We start from the raw sequence: 19,728 nt of genomic DNA, 5'->3' as shown, positions 1-19,728 counted from the left end.
ACTGGGAGGGAGCGCGGCGTGGCGGCAAAGGAGCGGCAGGAACGGGCAGTGCGGCAGGCGGCAACGCCGTCCCCAACGGCGGAGTCCGCCGCCAACGGCGAATCGCTGGCCGAGCGCGGCGCCCAGGTGCGGCCGCGCAAGCCGGTGCGCCAGGCCGCCAAGGCCCCCGACCGGCCCGCGCACGAGGCCTACGCCGTGCGCGCGCTCGTGCTGCAGGGCGGCGGGGCATTGGGTGCCTACCAGGCCGGCGTGTACCAGGGCCTCGCCGACGGCGGCATCTTCCCCAACTGGGTCGCCGGCATTTCGATCGGTGCGTTGAACGCGGCCATCATCGCCGGCAATCCGCCGCAGCGCCGGGTGGAGCAGCTGCGGGCGTTCTGGGAGCACATCTGCGCGCAGCCGTGGCTGCCCAGCCTGTCCTACACCTGGTTTGCCGACGAAGCGGCCAGCTGGCCCGAGCCGATGCGGATCTGGTTCGACGGCCTGCACGCGGCGCGCGCCATGCTGGAGGGCCAGCGCGGCTTCTTCCAGCCGCGCAGCTGGCCGGCGCTGATGTCGCGCTACTCGGACCCGACCCATGCCAGCTTCTACGACACCAAGCCGCTGAAGGCCACGCTGGAGCGCTTTGCCGACTTCGACCTGATCAACCATCGCCCTGACCTGATGCGGGTCTCGGTGGGCGCGGTCAACGTGCGCACCGGCAACTTCGCCTACTTCGACAATACCCGCGACAAGCTCTGCCCCGAGCATTTCATGGCCTCGGGGGCGCTGCCGCCGGGGTTTCCGGCGGTGGAGATCGATGGCGAATACTACTGGGACGGGGGGCTGGTCTCGAATACGCCGCTGGCCGAGGTGCTGACCGCGCAGCCGCGGCGCGACGCGCTGATCTTCCAGGTCGACCTGTGGAGCGCGCGCGGCAAGCTGCCGCACGACCTGATCGATGTGGCCGAGCGCCAGAAGGACATCCAGTATTCCAGCCGCACCCGGGCCATCACCGACTATATGCGCGAGCAGCAGAACCTGCGCCGCATGCTCAACGAGGTGATGGCGCTGGTGCCGCAATCCAGGCGCGACAACGACTGGTACCGCCGCGCGGCCGAGCAGTCGTGCGATGCGCGCCGCAACGTGATCCAGCTGATCTACCGCGACAAGTCGTTCGAGAACCTGGCCAAGGACTACCAGTTCGGCCCGCTGACCATGCATGAGCACTGGACCAGCGGGCTGGAGGATATCCGCCAGACGCTGCGCCATCCGCAATGGCTGGCCATGCCCAGCCGCGAGCAGCCCTTCGTCACGCACGACGTGCATCGCGGCAACGGCGGCTGAGCCCGGCCGGCGCGCGCCGGCTCAGTCGACCTTGATGCTGGCCAGTTCCGGACGCGCCGGCGGATAAGCCGGCTTCAGGTCCTCGAAGACTTTGGTCATGATCTCGGCCACCATCAGGTTGCGGTGCGTCTTGGAATCGGCCGGCACCACGTACCAGGGGCACTCGGGCGTGCTGGTGGCCATGATCGCGGCCTCGTAGGCGTCCATGTAGGCCTTCCAGTGCTTGCGCTCGGCAAGGTCCTGGGTATCGAACTTCCAGTGCTTCTCCGGGTCCGCCAGCCGTGCCTCGAGCCGTGACTTCTGCTCGTCGCGCGAAATATGCAGGAAGCACTTGATGATGGTGGTGCCGGTCTCGGTCAGCATCGACTCGAATTCGCGGATCTGGCGGTAGCGCCGTTCGCATTCGGCGGCGTCGATCCAGTGGTGCACGCGCGAGACCAGCACGTCTTCGTAGTGGCTGCGGTTGAACACCACGATCTCGCCCGACTTCGGCACCTGCAGGTGGATGCGCCACAGGAAATCGCGCGCCAGCTCCTCGGGTGACGGCGCCTTGAAGCCCACCACGCGGATGCCCAGCGGATCGAAGCTGCGGAACACGCCCCGCACGGTGCCGTCCTTGCCGCTGGTATCCATGCCTTGCAGCACCACCAGCAGCTTGCGGCGGTGCTCGGCATAGAAGATGTCCTGCTGCGCGTCGAGCGCGTTGCTCAGCTCGATGATGCGGGCCAGGTCTTCTTCTTTCTTGCCGCATGACAGCGGCTTGCTGCCCGGGTCGAAGTCGGCAAGGCGGAATTGCTTGCCCGAGGTGATGCGGAAATCGTCCAGCGGCATGGGCGCTCCATTCGCGATGATCTGCGGGATCAGGGAATCGGGCGCCCCGGGACTGCGCTGCAACGCGGGATGGGCAAAGGGGGCGCGCAGCCCCTATGGTCAGGCCGGCAGGGCCGTCAGGTCAATGCTGCCTTCGAACACGGTGGTGGCCGGGCCGGTCATGCGCACCGGTTCCGCGCCGCCGCCCCAGGCAATGGTCAGCTCGCCGCCATGGGTGTGGACCCGCACCGGCGAATCCAGCAGGCCGCGCCGGATCCCGGCCACCACCGCCGCGCAGGCGCCGGTGCCGCAGGCCAGGGTCTCGCCGGCGCCGCGCTCGTAGACGCGCAGGCGGATGGCGTGGCGGTCAACCACCTGCATGAAGCCGGCGTTGACGCGGTTCGGGAAGGCCGGGTGGTGCTCGATCACCGGGCCGTCCTGCAGTACCGGGAAGTTCTCGACGTCGTCCACCACCTGCACCGCGTGCGGGTTGCCCATCGACACCGCCGAGATCCATTCGGTGCGGCCGTTGACCTCGAGGCCGTACAGCGTGTCGGCGCCCTCGGCATGCGTGGGCAGGCCCTGGGCGAGGAACGGCACGCGCGCCGGCTCCAGCTCGGGCGCGCCCATGTCGACCGTGACCTGGCCATCGTCCTGCAGCGTCAGCGTGATCACGCCGTTCATCACCTCGACGCGCACCGAACGCTTGTCGGTCATGCCCTGCTCGGTGACAAAGCGCACGAAGCAGCGCGCGCCATTGCCGCAGTGCTCGACCTCGCTGCCATCGGCATTGACGATGCGGTAGCGGAAATCGACGTCCGGGCGCGTCGGCTTCTCGACGATCAGGATCTGGTCCGCGCCCACGCCGAAATGCCGGCTGGCCAGCGCGCGCCACTGCGCCGGGGTCAGGTCGATGTGCTGGTGGATGCCGTCGAGCACGACAAAGTCGTTGCCCGCGCCATGCATCTTGGTGAACTTGAGTTTCATGGTGGGGATTGTAGCGGCGCGGCGCCGGACGTGCCGGCGCGCTCAGTAGATCTCGGGCTCGCCTGGCAGGCGGTGCTTGAAGCGCTTGTGGACCCAATAGTACTCAGGCACGCGCGGGCGGATGCAGTCCTCGAAGAAGGCGTTCATGCGGCGCGTGTCGTCGGTCACGCTGGCGCCCGGGTAGTCCTCCCACGCCGGCAGCACGCGCAGCACGTAGCCCTGGTAGTCGGGCAGCATCTCGGTGTAGATCGGCACCACCCTGGCGCCGGTCAGGCGCGCCAGCCGCGAGACCGAGGTCAGCGTCAGCGCCTGCACGCCGAAGAACGGCACGAACTCGGAATCGCGCTCGCCGAAGTCCATGTCGGCGATCAGCTGCAGCGCCTCGCCCTTCTTGAGGCAGCGCAGGATGTCGCGCGCGCTGTCGTTGCGCGAGATCATGTTGGCGCCGAAGCGCCCGCGCGCCTGCTTGAGGAAGCCGTCGAACAGGGCGTTCTTCTGCCTGGTATAGAGCGATGCGCCGGAGCGGCCGACATGCTCGCGCAGGTGGATGGTGAGCCGGATCGCGCCGGCTTCCACGCCCGCCAGGTGCATTGTCACGAGGATGTGCGGCGTGCCGTCGAGTCCGACCAGCCCGGCCTGGTCGTCGATCTGCACCCAGCGGCGCATCTGCGCCTCGCTGCCGGTCCAGAAGATGCCGCGCTCGGCAAAGCTGCGGAACAGCAGGCGGAAGCTCTGGCGCGAGAGCGCGTCGATCTCGGCCTCGGTCCGGTCCGGAAAGCACAGGCGCAGGTTGGCCTGCACCACCTTGCGCCGCTCGCTCGGGATCCGGTACAGCAGGCTGCCCAGCGCCTCGCCGAAGCGCGCGACGAAGGGATAGGGCAGTTTGCCCAGCACGGTCAGCAGGCCAATGCCGAGCCACGTGAACACACGGCTCATGAAGTCGATCGATCAGTCGCCGGCTCGGAATCCGTGCCCTCGGTAGCCGGCGTGTCCGGGGTGCCAGGGGTGCCCGCTCCGGCGGGTTGCTTGTAGCGGTTGTAGCCCCACAGGTATTGCGTCGGGCACAGGGCCACCAGTTCTTCGATGGTGCGGTTGATGACCGCGGCGGCGGCGGCGGGGTCGTCCGGCAGCATGCCGCCGTCTTCGATCACGCGCAGGTGGCCACGGTAGCCGGCGCCGCGCGGCAGCCGCTCGGCGAAGATCGCCACCACCGGCGCGCCGGTCAGTTGCTGCAGCCGGTGCACCAGCGCCATGGTGTAGGCGGGCTTGCCGAAGAACGGCGCCCAGTTGCCTTCGCCGCCGCTGGGCACCTGGTCGGGCAGGATGCCCACCGCCTGGCCGCGCTTGAGCGCCTTCACCAGCATGCGTACGCCGCGCGGCGTGGCCGGCGCCATGTGCATGTTGGGGCGGGTGCGCATCTTCTCGATCCAGTCGCGCAGCCACGGCTGGTGCGGCGGCTTGAACAGCGCCGTCACCGGGCGATGCAGCGCGTGGGATTGCGGCAGCACCTCGAAGCAGCCCAGGTGCGGGGTCAGGATGATGAGGCCTTTGCCGCGCGCCTGCAGGGTGGCGAGTTCGGGCCACAGGTAGTCATCGAAGCCGTACAGCTTCGCGCCGATCCGGGAGCGGCTCCAGAAATAAGGCATCTCGATGATCATGCGCCCGGCCGAACGGGCGGCCTCGTCGATCATCGCTTCGGTGGCGTCGGGGAAGGCTAGCCGGAAGTTCTCCCGCAGGCGCTGGCCATAGCGGCCTGGCAGACGTGCGATCAGCAGGCCCAGCGTGCCGCCCGCGGCCTGCAGCAGCCGCAGCGGAAAACGGGAGATCAGCCAGAATAAAAAAGTCATCAGGCGCGGAAAAAGGGTCCAGGCAAGTCCGCCGCCGGGTCTGTGCCGGGATCAGGCGGGCAGGCAGGCGTTGGTCCGGCATGCCGGCAAGGTGTCGTACCGCACGCCTGTGGCGCTGCAACGACGCCTGCAGGCGCGTATAATAGCGTGTATCGCCGAGTTAACTGACAACTTGCGGGGCGATGCGGCTCTAACCGGGCTGCCTGAAATACCGCTAAAGCGTCGCCGCCATGAACCGAACAGGCTGGCACGCAATAGCCAACCTGGAGAATAAGTTCGTGGCAAACGACTTCCTTTTTACTTCGGAATCCGTCTCCGAAGGCCATCCCGACAAGGTCGCCGACCAGATTTCCGACGCCGTCCTCGACGCCATCCTGGCGCAGGACAAGTATGCGCGTGTGGCAGCTGAGACGCTTTGCAACACCGGTCTGGTGGTGCTGGCCGGGGAAATCACCACGACCGCCAACGTCGACTACATCCAGATCGCGCGCGACACCATCAAGCGCATCGGGTACGACAACACCGATTACGGCATCGACTACAAGGGCTGCGCGGTACTGGTGGCCTATGACAAGCAGTCGCCCGACATCGCCCAGGGCGTCGACCGCGCCTCCGACGACTACCTGAACCAGGGTGCCGGCGACCAGGGCCTGATGTTCGGCTACGCCTGCGACGAGACCCCGGAACTGATGCCGTTCCCGATCTACTACGCGCACCGCCTGGTCGAGCGCCAGTCGCAGCTGCGCCGCGACGGCCGCCTGCCCTGGCTGCGCCCTGACGCCAAGTCGCAGGTCACGGTGCGCTATGTCGACGGCAAGCCGCACAGCGTGGACACCGTGGTGCTGTCGACCCAGCATGCCCCGGACATCACCCAGGCGCAGATCCGCGAGGCCGTGATCGAGGAGATCATCAAGCCGGTGCTGCCGGCGGAGATGCTCAAGGAAACCAAGTACCTGGTGAACCCGACCGGGCGCTTCGTGATCGGCGGACCGCAGGGCGACTGCGGCCTGACCGGGCGCAAGATCATCGTCGACACCTACGGCGGCGCCTCGCCGCACGGCGGCGGCGCGTTCTCGGGCAAGGACCCGTCCAAGGTCGACCGCTCGGCTGCCTACGCGGCGCGCTACGTGGCCAAGAACGTGGTGGCCTCGGGCCTGGCGCGCCAGTGCCAGGTGCAGGTCAGCTACGCCATCGGCGTGGCGCGGCCGATCAATGTGACGGTCTATACCGAAGGCACCGGCAAGATTCCGGACGCCAAGATCGCGGAGCTGGTGCAGGAGCATTTCGACCTGCGGCCGAAGGGCATCGTGCAGATGCTGGACCTGCTGCGGCCGATCTATGAGAAGACGGCTGCTTATGGGCACTTCGGGCGTGAAGAGCCGGAGTTCTCTTGGGAAGCGACGGACAAGGCGGCTGCGTTGCGGGCTGCGGCGGGGTTGTAAGAGGATAATTCCGGGGTTCGGGCGCTGGTTTTGGCGCTTTTGGCTTCGGTATGCCCCACTGGCTCGGGAGGGTTGGTGGGGTTGTTTTTTTGTGGCGCCGTCGCCGTTGCTGTTGGTGACATGCTGTTGGCTTTTGAACCGTGTGGTTCCGCCCTCCTGGGCGGGTCACTTTTTGGCCGAGCGCCAAAAAGTAACCAAAAAGCGCGTTTACTGCCCTGCGGGCGGCATGTCTTATCGTAGTGTGCCTGGGGGTTTTCGTACGGGGCTTTGCTTCCTCACATAGCTGGACTGCCTGCCGCGGTGGTGCGCGACGGTGGCAGGGGCGTTGGAGGGGTGTTTGAACGAGCCCAGAGCGCTTGGTGGCCGCCTGCTGCGGGCCTTGTCGTAGGAACGCCTACGGCTGCTGCGCCGTCAGTATCGCGGGGCGTGGGTCTTGGCACGGAGCGCTTCGCTGCGCTCGCTTGGCGCTTTCGGTACGTGCGCACGATTCGCGTTGCTTCCGTGTACGCGCCGCGACAGCGCGTGCGAGCGCAGCGACGCACTCCGTGCCAGTGCCGTAGACCTGAGATTGGGAGCGCGCGCAGCGCAGCCGAAGGCGTCCCACCAATAACGCCGTTAGCAGGCTGCCACCGACCTAAAGTCGGGTTCGTCCATCCGACCTTGAACGCCAGGCACCTCCAGGTAGCGTCAGCAGGGTGGAACCACCAACCGCCTGACCGCAAGTCACCACGGTTGCAACCACCAACGCCGCCTTAGCCAGCCGCTTAGGCGACGCGCTTTTTGGTTACTTTTTGGCGCTTGGCCAAAAAGTGACCCGCCCAGGAGGGCGGAACCAGGCGGTTCAAAAGCCGACAGCATGTCACCAACAGCGACCACGCGTGAAAGTCAGAACTGCACCCCAAACGCCATCCCATTCCCCAGTAGTAAAATCCCCCCGACCACAAAAAATTCCTTTCCGGGGCCCATCCCCAGAGGACCTCCATGCCCGCTGCACCAGCCGTTGCCACTGCCACGCCGACGCCGACCCGCTCCGCATCCGAAGGCACCCTCGACCTGATCCGCCCGCAGCCCTACGCCGACTGGGCTCCCCAGGTCACCCCCGAGGAACGCGCCACGCTGCGCCGCGAGCTGGAGCAGGGCGCGGTACTCTACTTCCCCAAGCTGAAATTCCACTTCCAGCCGGGCGAAGAACGCTTCCTCGACAGCCGCTATTCCGACGGCAAGTCCAAGAACATCAACCTGCGCGCCGACGACACCGCGGTGCGCGGCGCGCAAGGCAGCCCGCAGGACCTGTCCGACCTCTACACGCTGATCCGCCGCTACGCCGACAGCAGCGAGTTGCTGATCCGCACGCTGTTCCCGGAATACATCCCCCACATGACGCGCGCCGGCACCTCGCTGCGGCCCAGCGAGATCGCCGGGCGCCCGGTCAGCTGGCGCAAGGACGATACCCGCCTGCATGTGGACTCGTTTCCGTCCAACCCGATGCTGGGCAAGCGCCTGTTGCGCGTGTTCCACAATATCGACCCGGCTGCGCCGCGCGTGTGGCGGGTGGGCGAGCCGTTTGGCGACTTCGCGCAGAAGTTCGTGCCCAGGACCCACGGCATGTGGCCGGGGCAGGCCGCGTTGATGAAGCTGCTGCATATCACCAAGCGCCGCCGCTCGGAATACGACCACCGCATGCTGCAGCTGCATGATCTGGCCAAGGCCGACCTGGACTACCAGGCCAACGTGCCTCAGCAGGAATTCCACTTCCCGCCCGGTGCGACCTGGATCGTCTTCAGCGACCAGCTGCTGCACGCCGCCATGCGCGGGCGCGCGATGATGGAGCAGACCATCTACCTGGCGCCGCAGGCAATTTCGGACCACACCCATTCGCCCGAGGCAGTGCTGTCGCGCATGCTCGGGCGGCCGATGCTGGTGTCGTGAGCGGCCTGCGCCGGCCGAAGCTCAACGCAGCAGCAGGCGCAGCATGGTGTCGAAGGTCTTGCCGTAAGGCGGCTTGAGCAGGCCGGCGCCGTTCAGGCTGGCCTGGTGGAACACCGGCTTCACCTTAGAGAAGGTATCGAAGCCCGCCTGCCCGTGATACGCGCCCATGCCACTGGCGCCGACGCCGCCGAACGGCAGGCCGTCCTGGGCGATATGGAACAGGGTGTCGTTGACGGTAACGCCGCCGGCGACGGTCTGCTTCATCACATGGTTGATGGCGCCGCGGTCGCGCTCGAACACGTACAGCGCCAGCGGGCGCGGGCGCGCGTTGATGTAGTCCACCGCCTCGTCGAGGGTGCGGTAGGTCACCACCGGCAGCACCGGCCCGAAGATTTCCTCGCGCATCGCGGTCACGCCTGCCGGCACATCCAGCAGCAGCACCGGGGGCAGGCGCCGCGCCTGCGCATCCGGCTGCGCCTCCGACAGCGGCACCACGGTTGCACCTTGCGCGGCGGCCTCGTCGACCAGCCCTGCCAGCCGCGCGAAATGCCGCGGGCTGATGATGCTGGTGTAGTCGGGGTTGCGCGCCAGGTCGGGATAGAGCCGGCCCACGCAGCGGCGCGCCGCGTCCACCAGTTGGCCGCGCAGGTCCTCCGGCACCAGCACATAATCCGGCGCGATGCAGGTCTGCCCCGCGTTCATCAGCTTGCCCACCAGGATGCGCTCCACCGCGCGCTCGAGGTCGGCCCCGGCACCGACGATGGCCGGCGACTTGCCGCCCAGCTCCAGCGTCACCGGGGTCAGGTTGGCAGCCGCCGCGCGCATCACATGGTGGCCGACCGCGGTCGAACCCGTGAACAGCAGGTGGTCGAACGGCAGCGCGGTAAAGGCGCTGGCCACTTCGGCATCGCCGTTGATCACCACGATCTCGTCCGGGGCGAAGTGCTGCGGCACCAGTTGCGCGAACAATGCCGCAAAGCGCGGCGTGTATTCCGACAGCTTGACCATGGCGCGATTGCCTGCCGCCAGCGCGCCGGCGAGCGGCCCGATGGTCAGGTATAGCGGGTAGTTCCAGGGCACCACGATGCCCACCACGCCGAGCGGCTGCGGAACCAGGCGCGAGCGTCCCGGGCGGAACCAGAACCCGGTGGGGGCGCGCCGCACGCGCATCCAGCGCCTGCCGTGGCGCAGCGCATCGTCGATGCCGGCGAGGCTGGGGAACACCTCAAGCAGCGCGGTTTCCTGGCGCGCACGGTTGGTGAAATCCGCATGGATCGCCGCAGCAATTTCGGCCTGGTTTTCGGTCACCAGGCGCCGCAGGCGCTGCAGGCGATCGGCGCGCACGGTCCAGGCGGGCAACTGGTCGCGCCGCGAGGCGGCATGCATCGCACCGAAGACGGACGACAGGTCGGGGACTTCTCGCATGGCTGCGCTCCTGGATTTCCGCGCACATTGGCGCACCATCGCGCACGATAAGGCAGCGCGCCAGCCAACACAATCGAAGCCTCTTACCAAAAGGCCAATTCAAACGCCCGTCCGGCGCGCCGCGCGTTTCGTCGCCGCCTCCCTTTTTCAACCGCTGAGCCAGCGCCTACACTGAATCTCACGGCTTGCCATCCGCTGGACGGACAGGGCGCGCGCCGGCGCGGCCCGGCTCACGCATGCGCGCCGCCTGCGGAACCGCGGGGAGACAGATGGAAACCACCTATGACTACGTCATCGTCGGCGCGGGCTCGGCGGGCTGTGCGCTGGCGGGGCGCCTGGCCGACAGCGGCGACGACACCATCGCGCTGGTCGAGGCCGGGCACCACGACCACCATGTGCTGGTGCGCACACCCGCCGGGCTGGCCGCGCTGCTGCCGCGCGCCGGGGCGCGCAACTACGGCTTCCACACCGTGCCGCAGCCGGGCCTGAACGGCCGCCGCGGCTACCAGCCGCGCGGGCGCGGGCTGGGCGGCTGCTCGTCGATCAATGCCATGATCTATACGCGCGGGCGGCCCGCCGACTACGATGCCTGGGCCGATGCCGGCTGCGATGGCTGGTCCTGGGACGACGTGCTGCCGTACTTCCGCCGCGCCGAATGCAACGAGCGCCTGGCCGGCAGTGACGACGATCCGCTGCACGGCGGCAACGGACCGCTGCATGTCAGCGACCTGCGCACGCCCAATCCGTTCGCCGAGCGCTTTATCGAGGCCGCGCAGCAGGCCGGCTATCCGCGCAACGACGATTTCAACGGCGAAGAACAGGAGGGCATCGGCTGGTACCAGGTCACGCAGCACGCGGGCGAGCGCTGGAATGCCGCGCGTGCCTACCTGCACGGCGGCAACGCGCGCGACCGCGCCTGCAACGGCGGCCGGGCGCGGCTGCGCGTGCTGACCGACACGCAGGCCCTGCGCATCGTCTTCGAAGGCCGCCACGCTGCCGGGGTGCTGGTGCAGCGTGACGGCCGCCAGCAGCTGCTGCGCGCGCGTCGCGACGTGATCGTGTGCGCGGGCACGTTCGGCTCGCCGCAGCTGCTGATGGTTTCGGGGGTCGGACCCGCCGCGCACCTGCGCGAGCACGGCATCGACGTGGTCCATGACTTGCCGGGCGTGGGCGCCAACCTGCAGGACCATCTCGACGTGGTGCTGCACAAGCGCACCGCCGTGCCCGAACTGTTCGGCGTATCGTTCGGCGGCCTTGTGCGGCTGCTGTCCGAAATGCTGCGCTACCGGCGCGAGCGCGCCGGCATGATGTCGAGCAACTTCGCCGAGGCCGGTGGCTTTCTGCGCAGCCACCCGGCGCTGCCCGAGCCCGACCTGCAGCTGCATTTCGTGGTCGGCCTGGCCGATGACCATATGCGCAGGCTGAATCTCGGCCATGGCTATTCCTGCCACGTCTGCCTGCTGCGCCCGCGCAGCCGCGGCGAGGTCCGCCTGGCCGCGGCCGATATCCGGCGCGCCCCGCTGATCGACCCGAAGTACCTCAGCGACACGCGCGACCTCGACGACATGGTGGCCGGGGTGCGCATCGTGCGCGGCATCCTGGCGCAGCCGCAGCTGGCCTGCTTCGGCGGGCGCGAACTTTATACGGCCGGCCTGCGCGCCGATGGCAGCGACGATGCCGCCGTGCGCGAGCTGGTCCGCGAGCGCGCCGACACCATCTACCAACCGGTCGGCACCTGCCGCATGGGCATGGATGCGATGGCGGTGGTCGATCCGCAACTGCGCGTGCGCGGCGTGGAAGGCCTGCGCGTGGTCGATGCGTCGGTAATGCCGACGCTGGTCGGTGGCAACATCAATGCGCCCGCGATCATGATCGGCGAGCGCGCGCATGACCTGATCCGCTATGCGCCGCGGGTGATGCTGCGGGTGCTGGAGTCGATGGAGGCCTAGCCCTCGAAGCCGCGCGACGCCACCCGCCCGAGCGCGCCGGCATCCGCGTCGAGCGTGCCGAATACACGCCCGTGCTGGCGCCCGAGCCGGCTGGCGACGAACAGCTCCGCGTGCGCGGGGTCGGCATGCGCCAGCATCAGTGCCGCCTGCGCGGTCAGCACCAGGCCCTGGGCAAAGCGGCGCGCACTGGCTTCGAGCTGGTCGGCGTTCTCGCGCAGCATGGCCTGCAGCGAGGCCAGTTCGGCGCGCACCGCCGGGTGGCCGCCGGCGCGGCGCGACAGGTCCTGCAGCAGCCGTGCGGCATCGTCCGGATTGCGCTGGAGCGCGCGCAGCACGTCCAGGCACATGATGTTGCCCGAGCCTTCCCAGATCGAATTGACCGGCGCCTCGCGGTACAGCCGCGCCATCGGGCCCTCCTCGACATAGCCGTTGCCGCCCCAGACTTCCATCGCTTCGCCGGTGGCCTCGAGCGTGCGCTTGCACACCCAGAACTTGGCCGCGGGCGTGACCACGCGTTTCCATGCGGCGGCGAGCGGGTCGGGGTTGTCGCCCTCGGCCTGCGCGAAGGCGTGGCCCAGTTCCATCATCAGCAGCGTGGCGGCTTCGGATTCCAGCGCCAGGTCCGCCAGCACGTTGCGCATCAGCGGCTGGTCGGCCAGCAGGCGGCCGAAGGCGCTGCGGTGGCGCGTGTGGTGCAGCGCCTGCACGAAGGCCGCGCGCAGGATCGCGGCGCTGCCGATCACGCAGTCCAGCCGCGTGCTGGTGGCCATCTCGATGATGGTCGGGATGCCGCGTCCTTCCTCGCCGATCAGGATGCCGGTGGCGTCGCGGAACTCGACTTCGCTGCTGGCATTGGAGCGGTTGCCGAGCTTGTCCTTGAGCCGCTGGATCTGCACCGCGTTGCGGCTGCCATCGTCGCGAAAGCGCGGCACGAAGAAGCACGACAGCGGACCGTCTTCGGCGCCCATGCGCGCCACCACCAGGTGCGCATCGCACATCGGCGCGGAGAAGAACCACTTATGGCCGGTCAGCGCGTATTCCGCGCCGCGGCCCTCGCCGCGCACGGGGCGCGCCACGGTGGTGTTGGCGCGCACGTCTGAGCCCCCTTGCTTCTCGGTCATGCCCATGCCGATCATGATCGCGGTCTTGTCGCGCCATGGCAGGTCGCGCGCGTCATGCTCGGTTGCATACAGGCGCGGTTCCAGCTCGGGGAACAGCGTGGCTTCCTTGCGCAGCACCGGGATGCTGGCGAAGGTCATGGTGGGCGGGCACAGCGAGCCCGATTCCACCTGCGCCTGCAGGAAGTACCCCGCCGTGCGCGCCGCCCAGGCGCCGGCACGCGGTTGCGCGAAGGGCAGGGCCTGCAGCTGCTGGCTGCGCAACAGCCCCAGCAGCGCGTGCCAGCCGGGGTGGAACTCGACCATGTCGATGCGTTCGCCAGTGCGGCTGTGGGTGTGCAGCTCCGGCGCATGGCGATTGGCATCCGCTGCCCATTGCTGCACCTCCGGCTCGCCCAGCCGCGCGCCGAACTGCCGCAGCGCGTCGGCATGCCAGCCGCCGCCGAGGCGCTCCAGCGCGGCCCGCACCGTGGGATCGCTGTCGAACAGGTTGTAGTGCGCGAGATCCGGCACCTGGTTGAAGACGCGGTGGGTGGCGGCGTCGGTCATGGTGTCTCCTGGGTCGGGACTTGCCGTTTGCTTGCATGGTAGATCACGCCGCGCGCGTAGGAGTGCCTGTTCGTCCGCTTGCGGCGGGTTTTTGCGATGCAGCATGCGCGATTCGATACCTTTTTGCACAGCTGTGGCACCACTCGTGGTGGCGAACTGGCACTGGCGCCCACCGGGGCTCTGTGCTTAAATTCAACCCGTTGGATGAAACAGGGGTGCCGTGCGGATGGGCCGTGCGGCTGAGAGAGTCCCTTCGAACCCGATCCGGTTAGTACCGGCGTGGGAAGTTTCAGCAAGACCAAGCCTCTAGTCCCTCCGGGACTCGCTCCTCCGGCCACAAGCCCAGGCGGCGCTCACAGGGCTCCTGGTTTCGTCCACCCCGCAAGAGAGAGAGGACGACACCCATGGCCCGTACTGCCCCCGCTGCATCCTTCGAATCGCTCGAAAGCGATCTCGACCAGAAATTCGCCTACCCGGCTTCCAGCAAGACCTACCTGACCGGCAGCCGCCCGGATATCCGCGTGCCGCTGCGCACGATCCTGCAGACGTCCACGCGCACGGAGAAGGGCGACATGCCCAACCCGCCGATCCCGGTCTACGACACCTCGGGCCCGTACAGCGACCCGGACGTGCATATCGACCTGAAGGCCGGCCTGCCGGCCGTGCGCGCCAAGTGGATCGAAGAACGCGGCGACACCGAAGTGCTGCCCGGCCTGTCGTCGGAATACGGCCGCGACCGCGCCAACGACCCCGCCACCGCGCACCTGCGCTTCGCCCAGCTGACCAACCCGCGCCGCGCCAAGGCCGGTGCCAACGTGTCGCAGATGCACTATGCGCGCAAGGGCATCATCACGCCGGAAATGGAATACGTGGCGCTGCGCGAGTCGCTGAACCTGCAGGCGCTGTACGACAAGCCCGAATACAAGGCGCTGCTGCGCCAGCACCCCGGCAACGCGCTGGGCGCCGGCCTGCCGCTGCGTCCGGAAGACATCACGCCGGAATTCGTGCGCCAGGAAATCGCCTCGGGCCGCGCCATCATCCCCGCCAACATCAACCACACCGAGCTGGAGCCGATGGCGATCGGGCGCAATTTCCGCGTCAAGATCAACGGCAACCTGGGCAACTCGGCGGTGACCTCGTCGCTGGCCGAGGAAGTGGAAAAGATGGTGTGGTCGATCCGCTGGGGCGCCGACACCATCATGGACCTGTCCACCGGCAAGCACATCCACGAAACCCGTGAATGGATCCTGCGCAACTCGCCGGTGCCGATCGGCACGGTGCCGATCTACCAGGCGCTGGACAAGACCGGCGGCATCGCCGAGGACCTGACCTGGGAGATGTTCCGCGACACGCTGATCGAGCAGGCCGAGCAGGGCGTGGACTACTTCACCATCCACGCCGGCGTGCTGCTGCGCTACGTGCCGCTGACCGCCGACCGCGTCACCGGCATCGTCTCGCGCGGCGGTTCGATCATGGCCAAGTGGTGCCTGGCGCACCACAAGGAAAACTTCCTGTACACGCACTTCGACGAGATCTGCGAGATCATGAAGGCCTATGACGTGTCGTTCAGCCTCGGCGACGGCCTGCGTCCGGGCTGCATCGCCGACTCCAACGACGAGGCCCAGTTCGGCGAGCTGCGCACGCTGGGCGAGCTGACCGCCAAGGCGTGGAAGCACGACGTGCAGGTGATGATCGAAGGCCCGGGCCACGTGCCGCTGCAGCGCATCCAGGCCAACATGGACGAAGAACTCAAGCATTGCTACGAGGCGCCGTTCTACACCCTGGGACCGCTGGTGACCGACATCGCCCCTGGCTACGACCACATCACCAGCGGCATCGGCGCGGCCAATATCGGCTGGATGGGCACCGCCATGCTGTGCTACGTCACGCCCAAGGAGCACCTGGGCCTGCCGGACAAGGAAGACGTGCGCGAGGGCATCATCACCTACAAGATCGCTGCCCACGCCGCCGACCTGGCCAAGGGCTGGCCCGGCGCGCAGCTGCGCGACAACGCGCTGTCGAAGGCGCGCTTCGAGTTCCGCTGGGAAGACCAGTTCAACCTGGGCCTCGACCCGGAACGCGCGCGTTCGTACCACGACGCCACGCTGCCGGCCGAGGGTGCCAAGATCGCCCACTTCTGCTCGATGTGCGGGCCGAAGTTCTGCTCGATGAAGATCACGCAGGAAGTGCGCGACTACGCCGCCTCGCTGCCCAAGGAAGCGCAGCAGGGCATGGAAGAAAAGTCGATCGAGTTCCTGAAGAAGGGCAGCAAGATCTACTCCTAAGGCAGTAGCTGAAAACCTGCCGAAGTCACGGCAGGACGGGCATGGCCTCGCAAGCCATGCCCGCGCAAGATCCGCCGCCGCGCAGCGCCCCGCGCGGCGGCACCGATAACAAGGAGGCCGGACGCGGCCGCACGGCGCGCCCGGCACAACACCCTCATGACAGCAGTGCAGTCGTTTGACGTCGCCATCCTCGGGGCCGGCCTTGCCGGCCGCCTGGCCGCCTGGTTGCTGGTCCGCAGCGGCGCCCGCGTGGCGCTGGTGGAGCGGGCCGGCCCGGACGGCGCGGGCTCGGCCGCCTACGTGGCCGCGGCCATGCTGGCGCCGCTGGCCGAGTCGGCCATCGCCGAGCGCCGCATCGTCGACCTCGGCATCGCCAGCGTCGACCTGTGGCGCGCCTGGCTGGCCGAGCTGGCGGAACCGGTCTTCTTCCAGGAGGACGGCACGCTGGTGGTCTGGCATGCGCGCGACCGCGCCGAGATGTCGCTGTTCACCAGCCGCGTGCGCGCGGTGGCGCCGCCGGAACTGGTGGCGCAGCGGCTGCGCGCGCTCGACGGCAAGGGCGTGGGCGAGGTCGAGCCGGCGCTGGCGGGCCGCTTTCCGCAGGGACTGCTGCTGGCCGGCGAAGGCCAGCTCGACAACCGCGGCGCGCTGCGTGCGCTGCTGTCGTGCGCGGTCAGCGAAGGCGTGCATTGCGTGTGGGAGGCGGGCGAGGTCGATGCCGGCTCGCTGCCCCAGCTTGGCATCCACGCCGACGTGGTGCTGGACTGCCGCGGCCTCGGTGCGCGCAACGCGTGGCCGGCGCAGCCCGGCGGCAGCCAGCCCGGCCTGCGTGGCCTGCGCGGCGAAGTGGTGCGCGTGCATGCGCCCGACGTCAGGCTGCACCGTCCGGTGCGCCTGCTGCATCCGCGCTACCCGATCTATATCGCGCCCAAGCCCAACGACCTGTATGTGATCGGCGCGACCGAGCTGGAAAGCGAGGACGATTCGCCGATGAGCGTGCGTTCCGCGCTGGAGCTGCTGTCGGCCGCGCATTCGCTGCACCCTTCCTTCGGCGAGGCGCGCGTGCTGGAGCTGAACGTGCAGCGCCGCCCGACCCGCCCCGACCACCTGCCGGCGATCCGCGTGGACCAGCGCGCGCGCGTGGTGCGCGTGAACGGCCTGTACCGCCACGGCTTCCTGATCGCCCCGGCGGTGACCGAGGCCGCGTGCGCGGTGGTGGGCGCGCTGCTCAAGGGCGATCCCGCCGCGCATGCCGTGCCGGCCGCGCTGCGCTGGCCCGGTATGATCGAGGCGGTGACGGAAGCGCCGGCGCCCACCATCGGGCCGCGCTCCGGAACGCTGCATTAATGCAAGACTGACATGGATATCCTGCTCAACGGCCGACCGCTTGCCCTTGCCGAATCCGCCACGCTGGCGGACGCGGTGAGCGCGGCGCAGATCGCGCCCCCCTTTGCCGCGGCGGTCAACGGCCAGTTCGTGCCGCGCGCCGCGCACGCCAACACCCCTCTTGCGGCCGGCGACCGCATCGACCTCGTGCAACCCGTGACGGGAGGCTGACCCATGACCTTCGAACCTTCCGCAACCCTGCGCGACCCGTTCGTGCTGTATGGCGAGTCGTTCGGCTCGCGCCTGCTGCTGGGCACCGCGCGCTATCCCTCGCCGGCCACGCTGGAAGCGGCCGTGCAGGCCTCCGCGCCGGCCATGATCACCGTTGCGCTGCGCCGCCAGGGCGCGGTCGGCGATGGCGAGGGCGGCCAGGCGTTCTGGCAGATGCTCAAGGCGCTGAACGTGCCGGTGCTGCCCAACACCGCCGGCTGCTTCACTGCGCAGGAAGTCATCACCACCGCGATGATGGCGCGCGAGGTGTTCGAGACGCCGTGGATCAAGCTCGAACTGATCGGCGACGACTACACCCTGCAGCCCGACACGCTGAACCTGCCGGCCGTGGCCGAGACCCTGATCAAGGAGGGCTTCAAGGTGCTGCCGTACTGCACCGAGGACCTGGTGCTGTGCCGCCGCCTGCTCGACGTCGGCTGCCAGGCGCTGATGCCATGGGCCGCGCCGATCGGCACCGGCCGCGGCGCGGTCAACCCGCACGCGATGCGCGTGCTGCGCGAGCGCCTGCCCGACACGCCGCTGATCGTCGATGCCGGCCTGGGCCTGCCGTCGCATGCGGCGCAGGTGCTGGAGTGGGGCTACGACGGCGTGCTGCTCAACACCGCGGTGGCGCAGGCCGCCTACCCGGTCGACATGGCGCGCGCCTTCGCCCAGGCCGTGGCCGCGGGCCGCACCGCTTACCTGGCCGGGCCGATGCCCGAGCGCGAGGTCGCGCAGGCCAGCACCCCGGTGGTGGGCATGCCGTTCTGGCACGCCGACGACACGGAGCAGCGCGCATGACCCGCCGCGCCGTGCACGCCCCCAGCGACGGCCCGCTGCGCCAGGCGGTGCTGGAACACTATGGCGACACCTTCGGCATCGACGACAAGCCGTGGCAGGCCTGGCGCCTGCAAGACGGCCCGGCGCAGCCAGGCGCCCACGACGTGCTGCTGTCCGACGGTGAAGCCGATGCCGACACCATCGCGCGCGTTGCCGCCGCCGGTGCCACGCTGATCGAGACCGACCGGGAGGGCGGCCAGTGGATCGACACCGTGCGCTCGCCGATGGGCACCTGGGTGTTCTCGGTCGCCGCGGATACCGGGCAGCCGCATTCTCCCGCCTTCGTCGCGGTGCTGCTGGCCTGCCTGTCGCTGCATTTCCCGGCTCACGATGCGCTGTGCCTGGCGCGCGCCTGGGCGCCGGGTTCGGCCGACTGGCCGTCCGACTTCGCGCGCTTCCCGCACGTGCGCCACGCCGCGCTGGTGGCGCCCGAGCACACCGCGGCGCCGTTCGCGCCGTGCCCCGCGCTGGGCCTGTACGTGGTGGTGCCGAGCGCCGAGTGGATCGAACGCCTGGCGCCGCTGAACGTGCCGACGCTGCAGCTGCGCTTCAAGTCCGGCGACGCTGCCGCGGTGCGCGCCGAGATTGCGCGCGCGGCCAGGGCCATGCAGGGCTCGTCGTCGCGCCTGTTCATCAACGACCACTGGCGGGCGGCGCTCGACCATCACGCCGCCCATGGCGCGCACAGCGGCATCTACGGCATCCACCTGGGCCAGGAAGACCTGGACGATGCCGACCTCGACGCGATCCGCGCATCGGGGCTGCGGCTGGGCGTGTCCACGCACGGCTACGCCGAGATGCTGCGCGTGGCCGCGATCCGCCCCAGCTACCTGGCGCTGGGCGCGATCTTCCCGACCACCACCAAGGTGATGCCGACCCAGCCGCAAGGCATGGGCCGCTTCCGTGCGTATGCGAAGCTGATGCAGCCGGTGATCCCGTCGCTGGTCGGCATCGGCGGCGTCAATGCGTCGAATATGCGCGAAGTGCTCGCCGTGGGCGTCGGCAGCGCCGCCGTGGTGCGCGCTGTCACCGAGGCCGACGACGTGCCGGCCGCGGTGGCCCGCCTGGTCAGCCTGTTCCCGGCCGGCTGAGGGCGCCGTGGCCGCCCCGCGCATTCGCCTGGCGGCCGCGGACGACCTGCCGCGTCTGCCCGACATCGAGCTGGCCGCCGCCGCGCTGTTTCCGGAAGGCGACCTGCCGGCGCTGCTGCGCCTGGTCAGCACGCCGGAGGCGGCACTGGCCGCGGCGCAGCGCGAAGGGCGCCTGTGGGTGGCCGAACACGGCGGTGAAGTCGCGGGATTCGCGCTGGCCAGCCGCAAAGGCGCATGCGGCTATCTCGACGAGATGGACGTGCATCCGGACCATGGCCGGCGCGGGATCGGGCGCGCGCTGGTCGGGACCGTGCAGGGCTGGGCGCGGGCGGGCGGACTGCGAACGCTGAGCCTGACCACCTTCGCGCATTTGCCCTGGAATGCGCCGTTCTATGCCTCAATGGGGTTCCGGCGGCTGGAGGACAGCGAGCTTTGCCCGTTGCTGTCGGAGGCGCTGGCGGCACAGCGCGCCGCAGGATTGCGGCAGCGCGTGGCCATGCGGCAAACGCTGTGAGTGGCGGGCCGCACGCCCGC

Annotated in this window: 16 protein-coding genes and 1 riboswitch; of the genes, 10 read left to right on the top strand and 6 right to left on the bottom strand. The window is 69.1% G+C overall.

The genetic code is table 11. The features are described 5' to 3' along the window. The first annotated feature begins 18 nt into the window (after positions 1 to 18). Positions 19 to 1,326 carry a patatin-like phospholipase family protein gene (locus GA0116996_RS26765; RefSeq protein ID WP_092317795.1) on the top strand — a complete coding sequence of 436 codons (1,308 nt, stop codon included), beginning with the start codon at positions 19 to 21 and terminating at the stop codon, positions 1,324 to 1,326. Positions 1,327 to 1,347: 21 nt separating this feature from the next. Here GA0116996_RS26765 and GA0116996_RS26760 read toward each other — a convergent pair whose 3' ends face one another. From GA0116996_RS26760 to GA0116996_RS26745, 4 genes are all read right to left on the bottom strand, one after another. After that, positions 1,348 to 2,157: a polyphosphate kinase 2 family protein gene (locus GA0116996_RS26760; protein ID WP_092317792.1), complete on the bottom strand. Its 810-nt coding sequence runs from the start codon at positions 2,155 to 2,157 to the stop codon at positions 1,348 to 1,350. Positions 2,158 to 2,256: 99 nt separating this feature from the next. After that, entirely contained in the window at positions 2,257 to 3,123 is an 867-nt protein-coding gene (dapF, locus tag GA0116996_RS26755; RefSeq protein ID WP_092317789.1) for a diaminopimelate epimerase, read from the bottom strand. Positions 3,124 to 3,165: 42 nt separating this feature from the next. Next, positions 3,166 to 4,059 carry a lipid A biosynthesis lauroyl acyltransferase gene (locus GA0116996_RS26750; RefSeq protein WP_092317786.1) on the bottom strand — a complete coding sequence of 298 codons (894 nt, stop codon included), beginning with the start codon at positions 4,057 to 4,059 and terminating at the stop codon, positions 3,166 to 3,168. Beyond that, a complete protein-coding gene (locus GA0116996_RS26745; protein ID WP_092317783.1) occupies positions 4,056 to 4,970 on the bottom strand; it encodes a lysophospholipid acyltransferase family protein in 915 nt (304 codons plus the stop codon). Before GA0116996_RS26745 ends, GA0116996_RS26750 begins: the two co-directional genes overlap by 4 nt. A gap of 278 nt (positions 4,971 to 5,248) precedes the next feature. Here GA0116996_RS26745 and metK point away from each other — a divergent pair, with 278 nt between their 5' ends. Both metK and kdoO read left to right on the top strand, forming a co-directional pair. After that, on the top strand, positions 5,249 to 6,412 hold the full coding sequence (metK, locus tag GA0116996_RS26740; protein ID WP_092317780.1) for a methionine adenosyltransferase: 1,164 nt from the start codon (positions 5,249 to 5,251) through the stop codon (positions 6,410 to 6,412). Positions 6,413 to 7,393: 981 nt separating this feature from the next. After that, complete coding sequence (gene kdoO, locus GA0116996_RS26730; protein WP_092317777.1) at positions 7,394 to 8,341, top strand: Kdo hydroxylase KdoO; 948 nt, start codon at positions 7,394 to 7,396, stop codon at positions 8,339 to 8,341. 21 nt (positions 8,342 to 8,362) lie between these two features. Here kdoO and GA0116996_RS26725 read toward each other — a convergent pair whose 3' ends face one another. Beyond that, entirely contained in the window at positions 8,363 to 9,766 is a 1,404-nt protein-coding gene (locus GA0116996_RS26725) for a coniferyl aldehyde dehydrogenase (protein WP_092317775.1), read from the bottom strand. A 269-nt stretch (positions 9,767 to 10,035) separates the two neighbouring features. Here GA0116996_RS26725 and GA0116996_RS26720 point away from each other — a divergent pair, with 269 nt between their 5' ends. Continuing rightward, complete coding sequence (locus tag GA0116996_RS26720) at positions 10,036 to 11,715, top strand: GMC family oxidoreductase (protein WP_092317772.1); 1,680 nt, start codon at positions 10,036 to 10,038, stop codon at positions 11,713 to 11,715. Here GA0116996_RS26720 and GA0116996_RS26715 read toward each other — a convergent pair. Next, on the bottom strand, positions 11,712 to 13,382 hold the full coding sequence (locus GA0116996_RS26715) for an acyl-CoA dehydrogenase family protein (RefSeq protein WP_092317769.1): 1,671 nt from the start codon (positions 13,380 to 13,382) through the stop codon (positions 11,712 to 11,714). The genes GA0116996_RS26720 and GA0116996_RS26715 overlap by 4 nt on opposite strands. A gap of 201 nt (positions 13,383 to 13,583) precedes the next feature. Continuing rightward, a riboswitch (TPP riboswitch) is annotated at positions 13,584 to 13,685 on the top strand. 101 nt (positions 13,686 to 13,786) lie between these two features. Here GA0116996_RS26715 and thiC point away from each other — a divergent pair. From thiC to GA0116996_RS26685, 6 genes are all read left to right on the top strand, one after another. Beyond that, positions 13,787 to 15,667, top strand: coding sequence for a phosphomethylpyrimidine synthase ThiC (thiC, locus tag GA0116996_RS26710; protein WP_092317766.1), 1,881 nt, complete (start codon positions 13,787 to 13,789; stop codon positions 15,665 to 15,667). 156 nt (positions 15,668 to 15,823) lie between these two features. Further along, complete coding sequence (locus GA0116996_RS26705; RefSeq protein WP_092317763.1) at positions 15,824 to 17,014, top strand: FAD-dependent oxidoreductase; 1,191 nt, start codon at positions 15,824 to 15,826, stop codon at positions 17,012 to 17,014. Positions 17,015 to 17,026: 12 nt separating this feature from the next. Continuing rightward, a complete protein-coding gene (thiS, locus tag GA0116996_RS26700; protein ID WP_012351522.1) occupies positions 17,027 to 17,224 on the top strand; it encodes a sulfur carrier protein ThiS in 198 nt (65 codons plus the stop codon). A gap of 3 nt (positions 17,225 to 17,227) precedes the next feature. Further along, positions 17,228 to 18,064, top strand: a complete 837-nt coding sequence (locus tag GA0116996_RS26695) for a thiazole synthase (protein WP_092317760.1) — start codon at positions 17,228 to 17,230, stop codon at positions 18,062 to 18,064. Next, positions 18,061 to 19,194, top strand: coding sequence for a thiamine phosphate synthase (locus GA0116996_RS26690; RefSeq protein WP_092317757.1), 1,134 nt, complete (start codon positions 18,061 to 18,063; stop codon positions 19,192 to 19,194). The genes GA0116996_RS26695 and GA0116996_RS26690 overlap by 4 nt, the downstream gene beginning before the upstream one ends. Positions 19,195 to 19,201: 7 nt before the next feature. Continuing rightward, positions 19,202 to 19,708: a GNAT family N-acetyltransferase gene (locus GA0116996_RS26685; RefSeq protein ID WP_092317754.1), complete on the top strand. Its 507-nt coding sequence runs from the start codon at positions 19,202 to 19,204 to the stop codon at positions 19,706 to 19,708. The last annotated feature ends 20 nt before the right edge of the window (positions 19,709 to 19,728 follow it).

This window comes from Cupriavidus alkaliphilus (genome assembly GCF_900094595.1).
GTDB classification, from domain to species: Bacteria; Pseudomonadota; Gammaproteobacteria; order Burkholderiales; family Burkholderiaceae; genus Cupriavidus; species Cupriavidus alkaliphilus.
The sequence above is the reverse complement of the archived record's forward strand: the minus strand, read 5'-3'. Positions and strand labels throughout refer to the sequence as shown.

Excerpts from the sequence above, each read along its gene's own strand:
- GA0116996_RS26760 (WP_092317792.1), bottom strand. The coding sequence starts at position 2,157 with ATGCCGCTGGACGATTTCCGCATCACCTCGGGCAAGCAATTCCGCCTT.
- dapF (WP_092317789.1), bottom strand. The coding sequence starts at position 3,123 with ATGAAACTCAAGTTCACCAAGATGCATGGCGCGGGCAACGACTTTGTC.
- GA0116996_RS26750 (WP_092317786.1), bottom strand. The coding sequence starts at position 4,059 with ATGAGCCGTGTGTTCACGTGGCTCGGCATTGGCCTGCTGACCGTGCTG.
- GA0116996_RS26745 (WP_092317783.1), bottom strand. The coding sequence starts at position 4,970 with ATGACTTTTTTATTCTGGCTGATCTCCCGTTTTCCGCTGCGGCTGCTG.
- kdoO (WP_092317777.1), top strand. The coding sequence starts at position 7,394 with ATGCCCGCTGCACCAGCCGTTGCCACTGCCACGCCGACGCCGACCCGC.
- GA0116996_RS26725 (WP_092317775.1), bottom strand. The coding sequence starts at position 9,766 with ATGCGAGAAGTCCCCGACCTGTCGTCCGTCTTCGGTGCGATGCATGCC.
- GA0116996_RS26720 (WP_092317772.1), top strand. The coding sequence starts at position 10,036 with ATGGAAACCACCTATGACTACGTCATCGTCGGCGCGGGCTCGGCGGGC.
- GA0116996_RS26715 (WP_092317769.1), bottom strand. The coding sequence starts at position 13,382 with ATGACCGACGCCGCCACCCACCGCGTCTTCAACCAGGTGCCGGATCTC.
- thiC (WP_092317766.1), top strand. The coding sequence starts at position 13,787 with ATGGCCCGTACTGCCCCCGCTGCATCCTTCGAATCGCTCGAAAGCGAT.
- GA0116996_RS26705 (WP_092317763.1), top strand. The coding sequence starts at position 15,824 with ATGACAGCAGTGCAGTCGTTTGACGTCGCCATCCTCGGGGCCGGCCTT.
- thiS (WP_012351522.1), top strand. The coding sequence starts at position 17,027 with ATGGATATCCTGCTCAACGGCCGACCGCTTGCCCTTGCCGAATCCGCC.
- GA0116996_RS26695 (WP_092317760.1), top strand. The coding sequence starts at position 17,228 with ATGACCTTCGAACCTTCCGCAACCCTGCGCGACCCGTTCGTGCTGTAT.
- GA0116996_RS26690 (WP_092317757.1), top strand. The coding sequence starts at position 18,061 with ATGACCCGCCGCGCCGTGCACGCCCCCAGCGACGGCCCGCTGCGCCAG.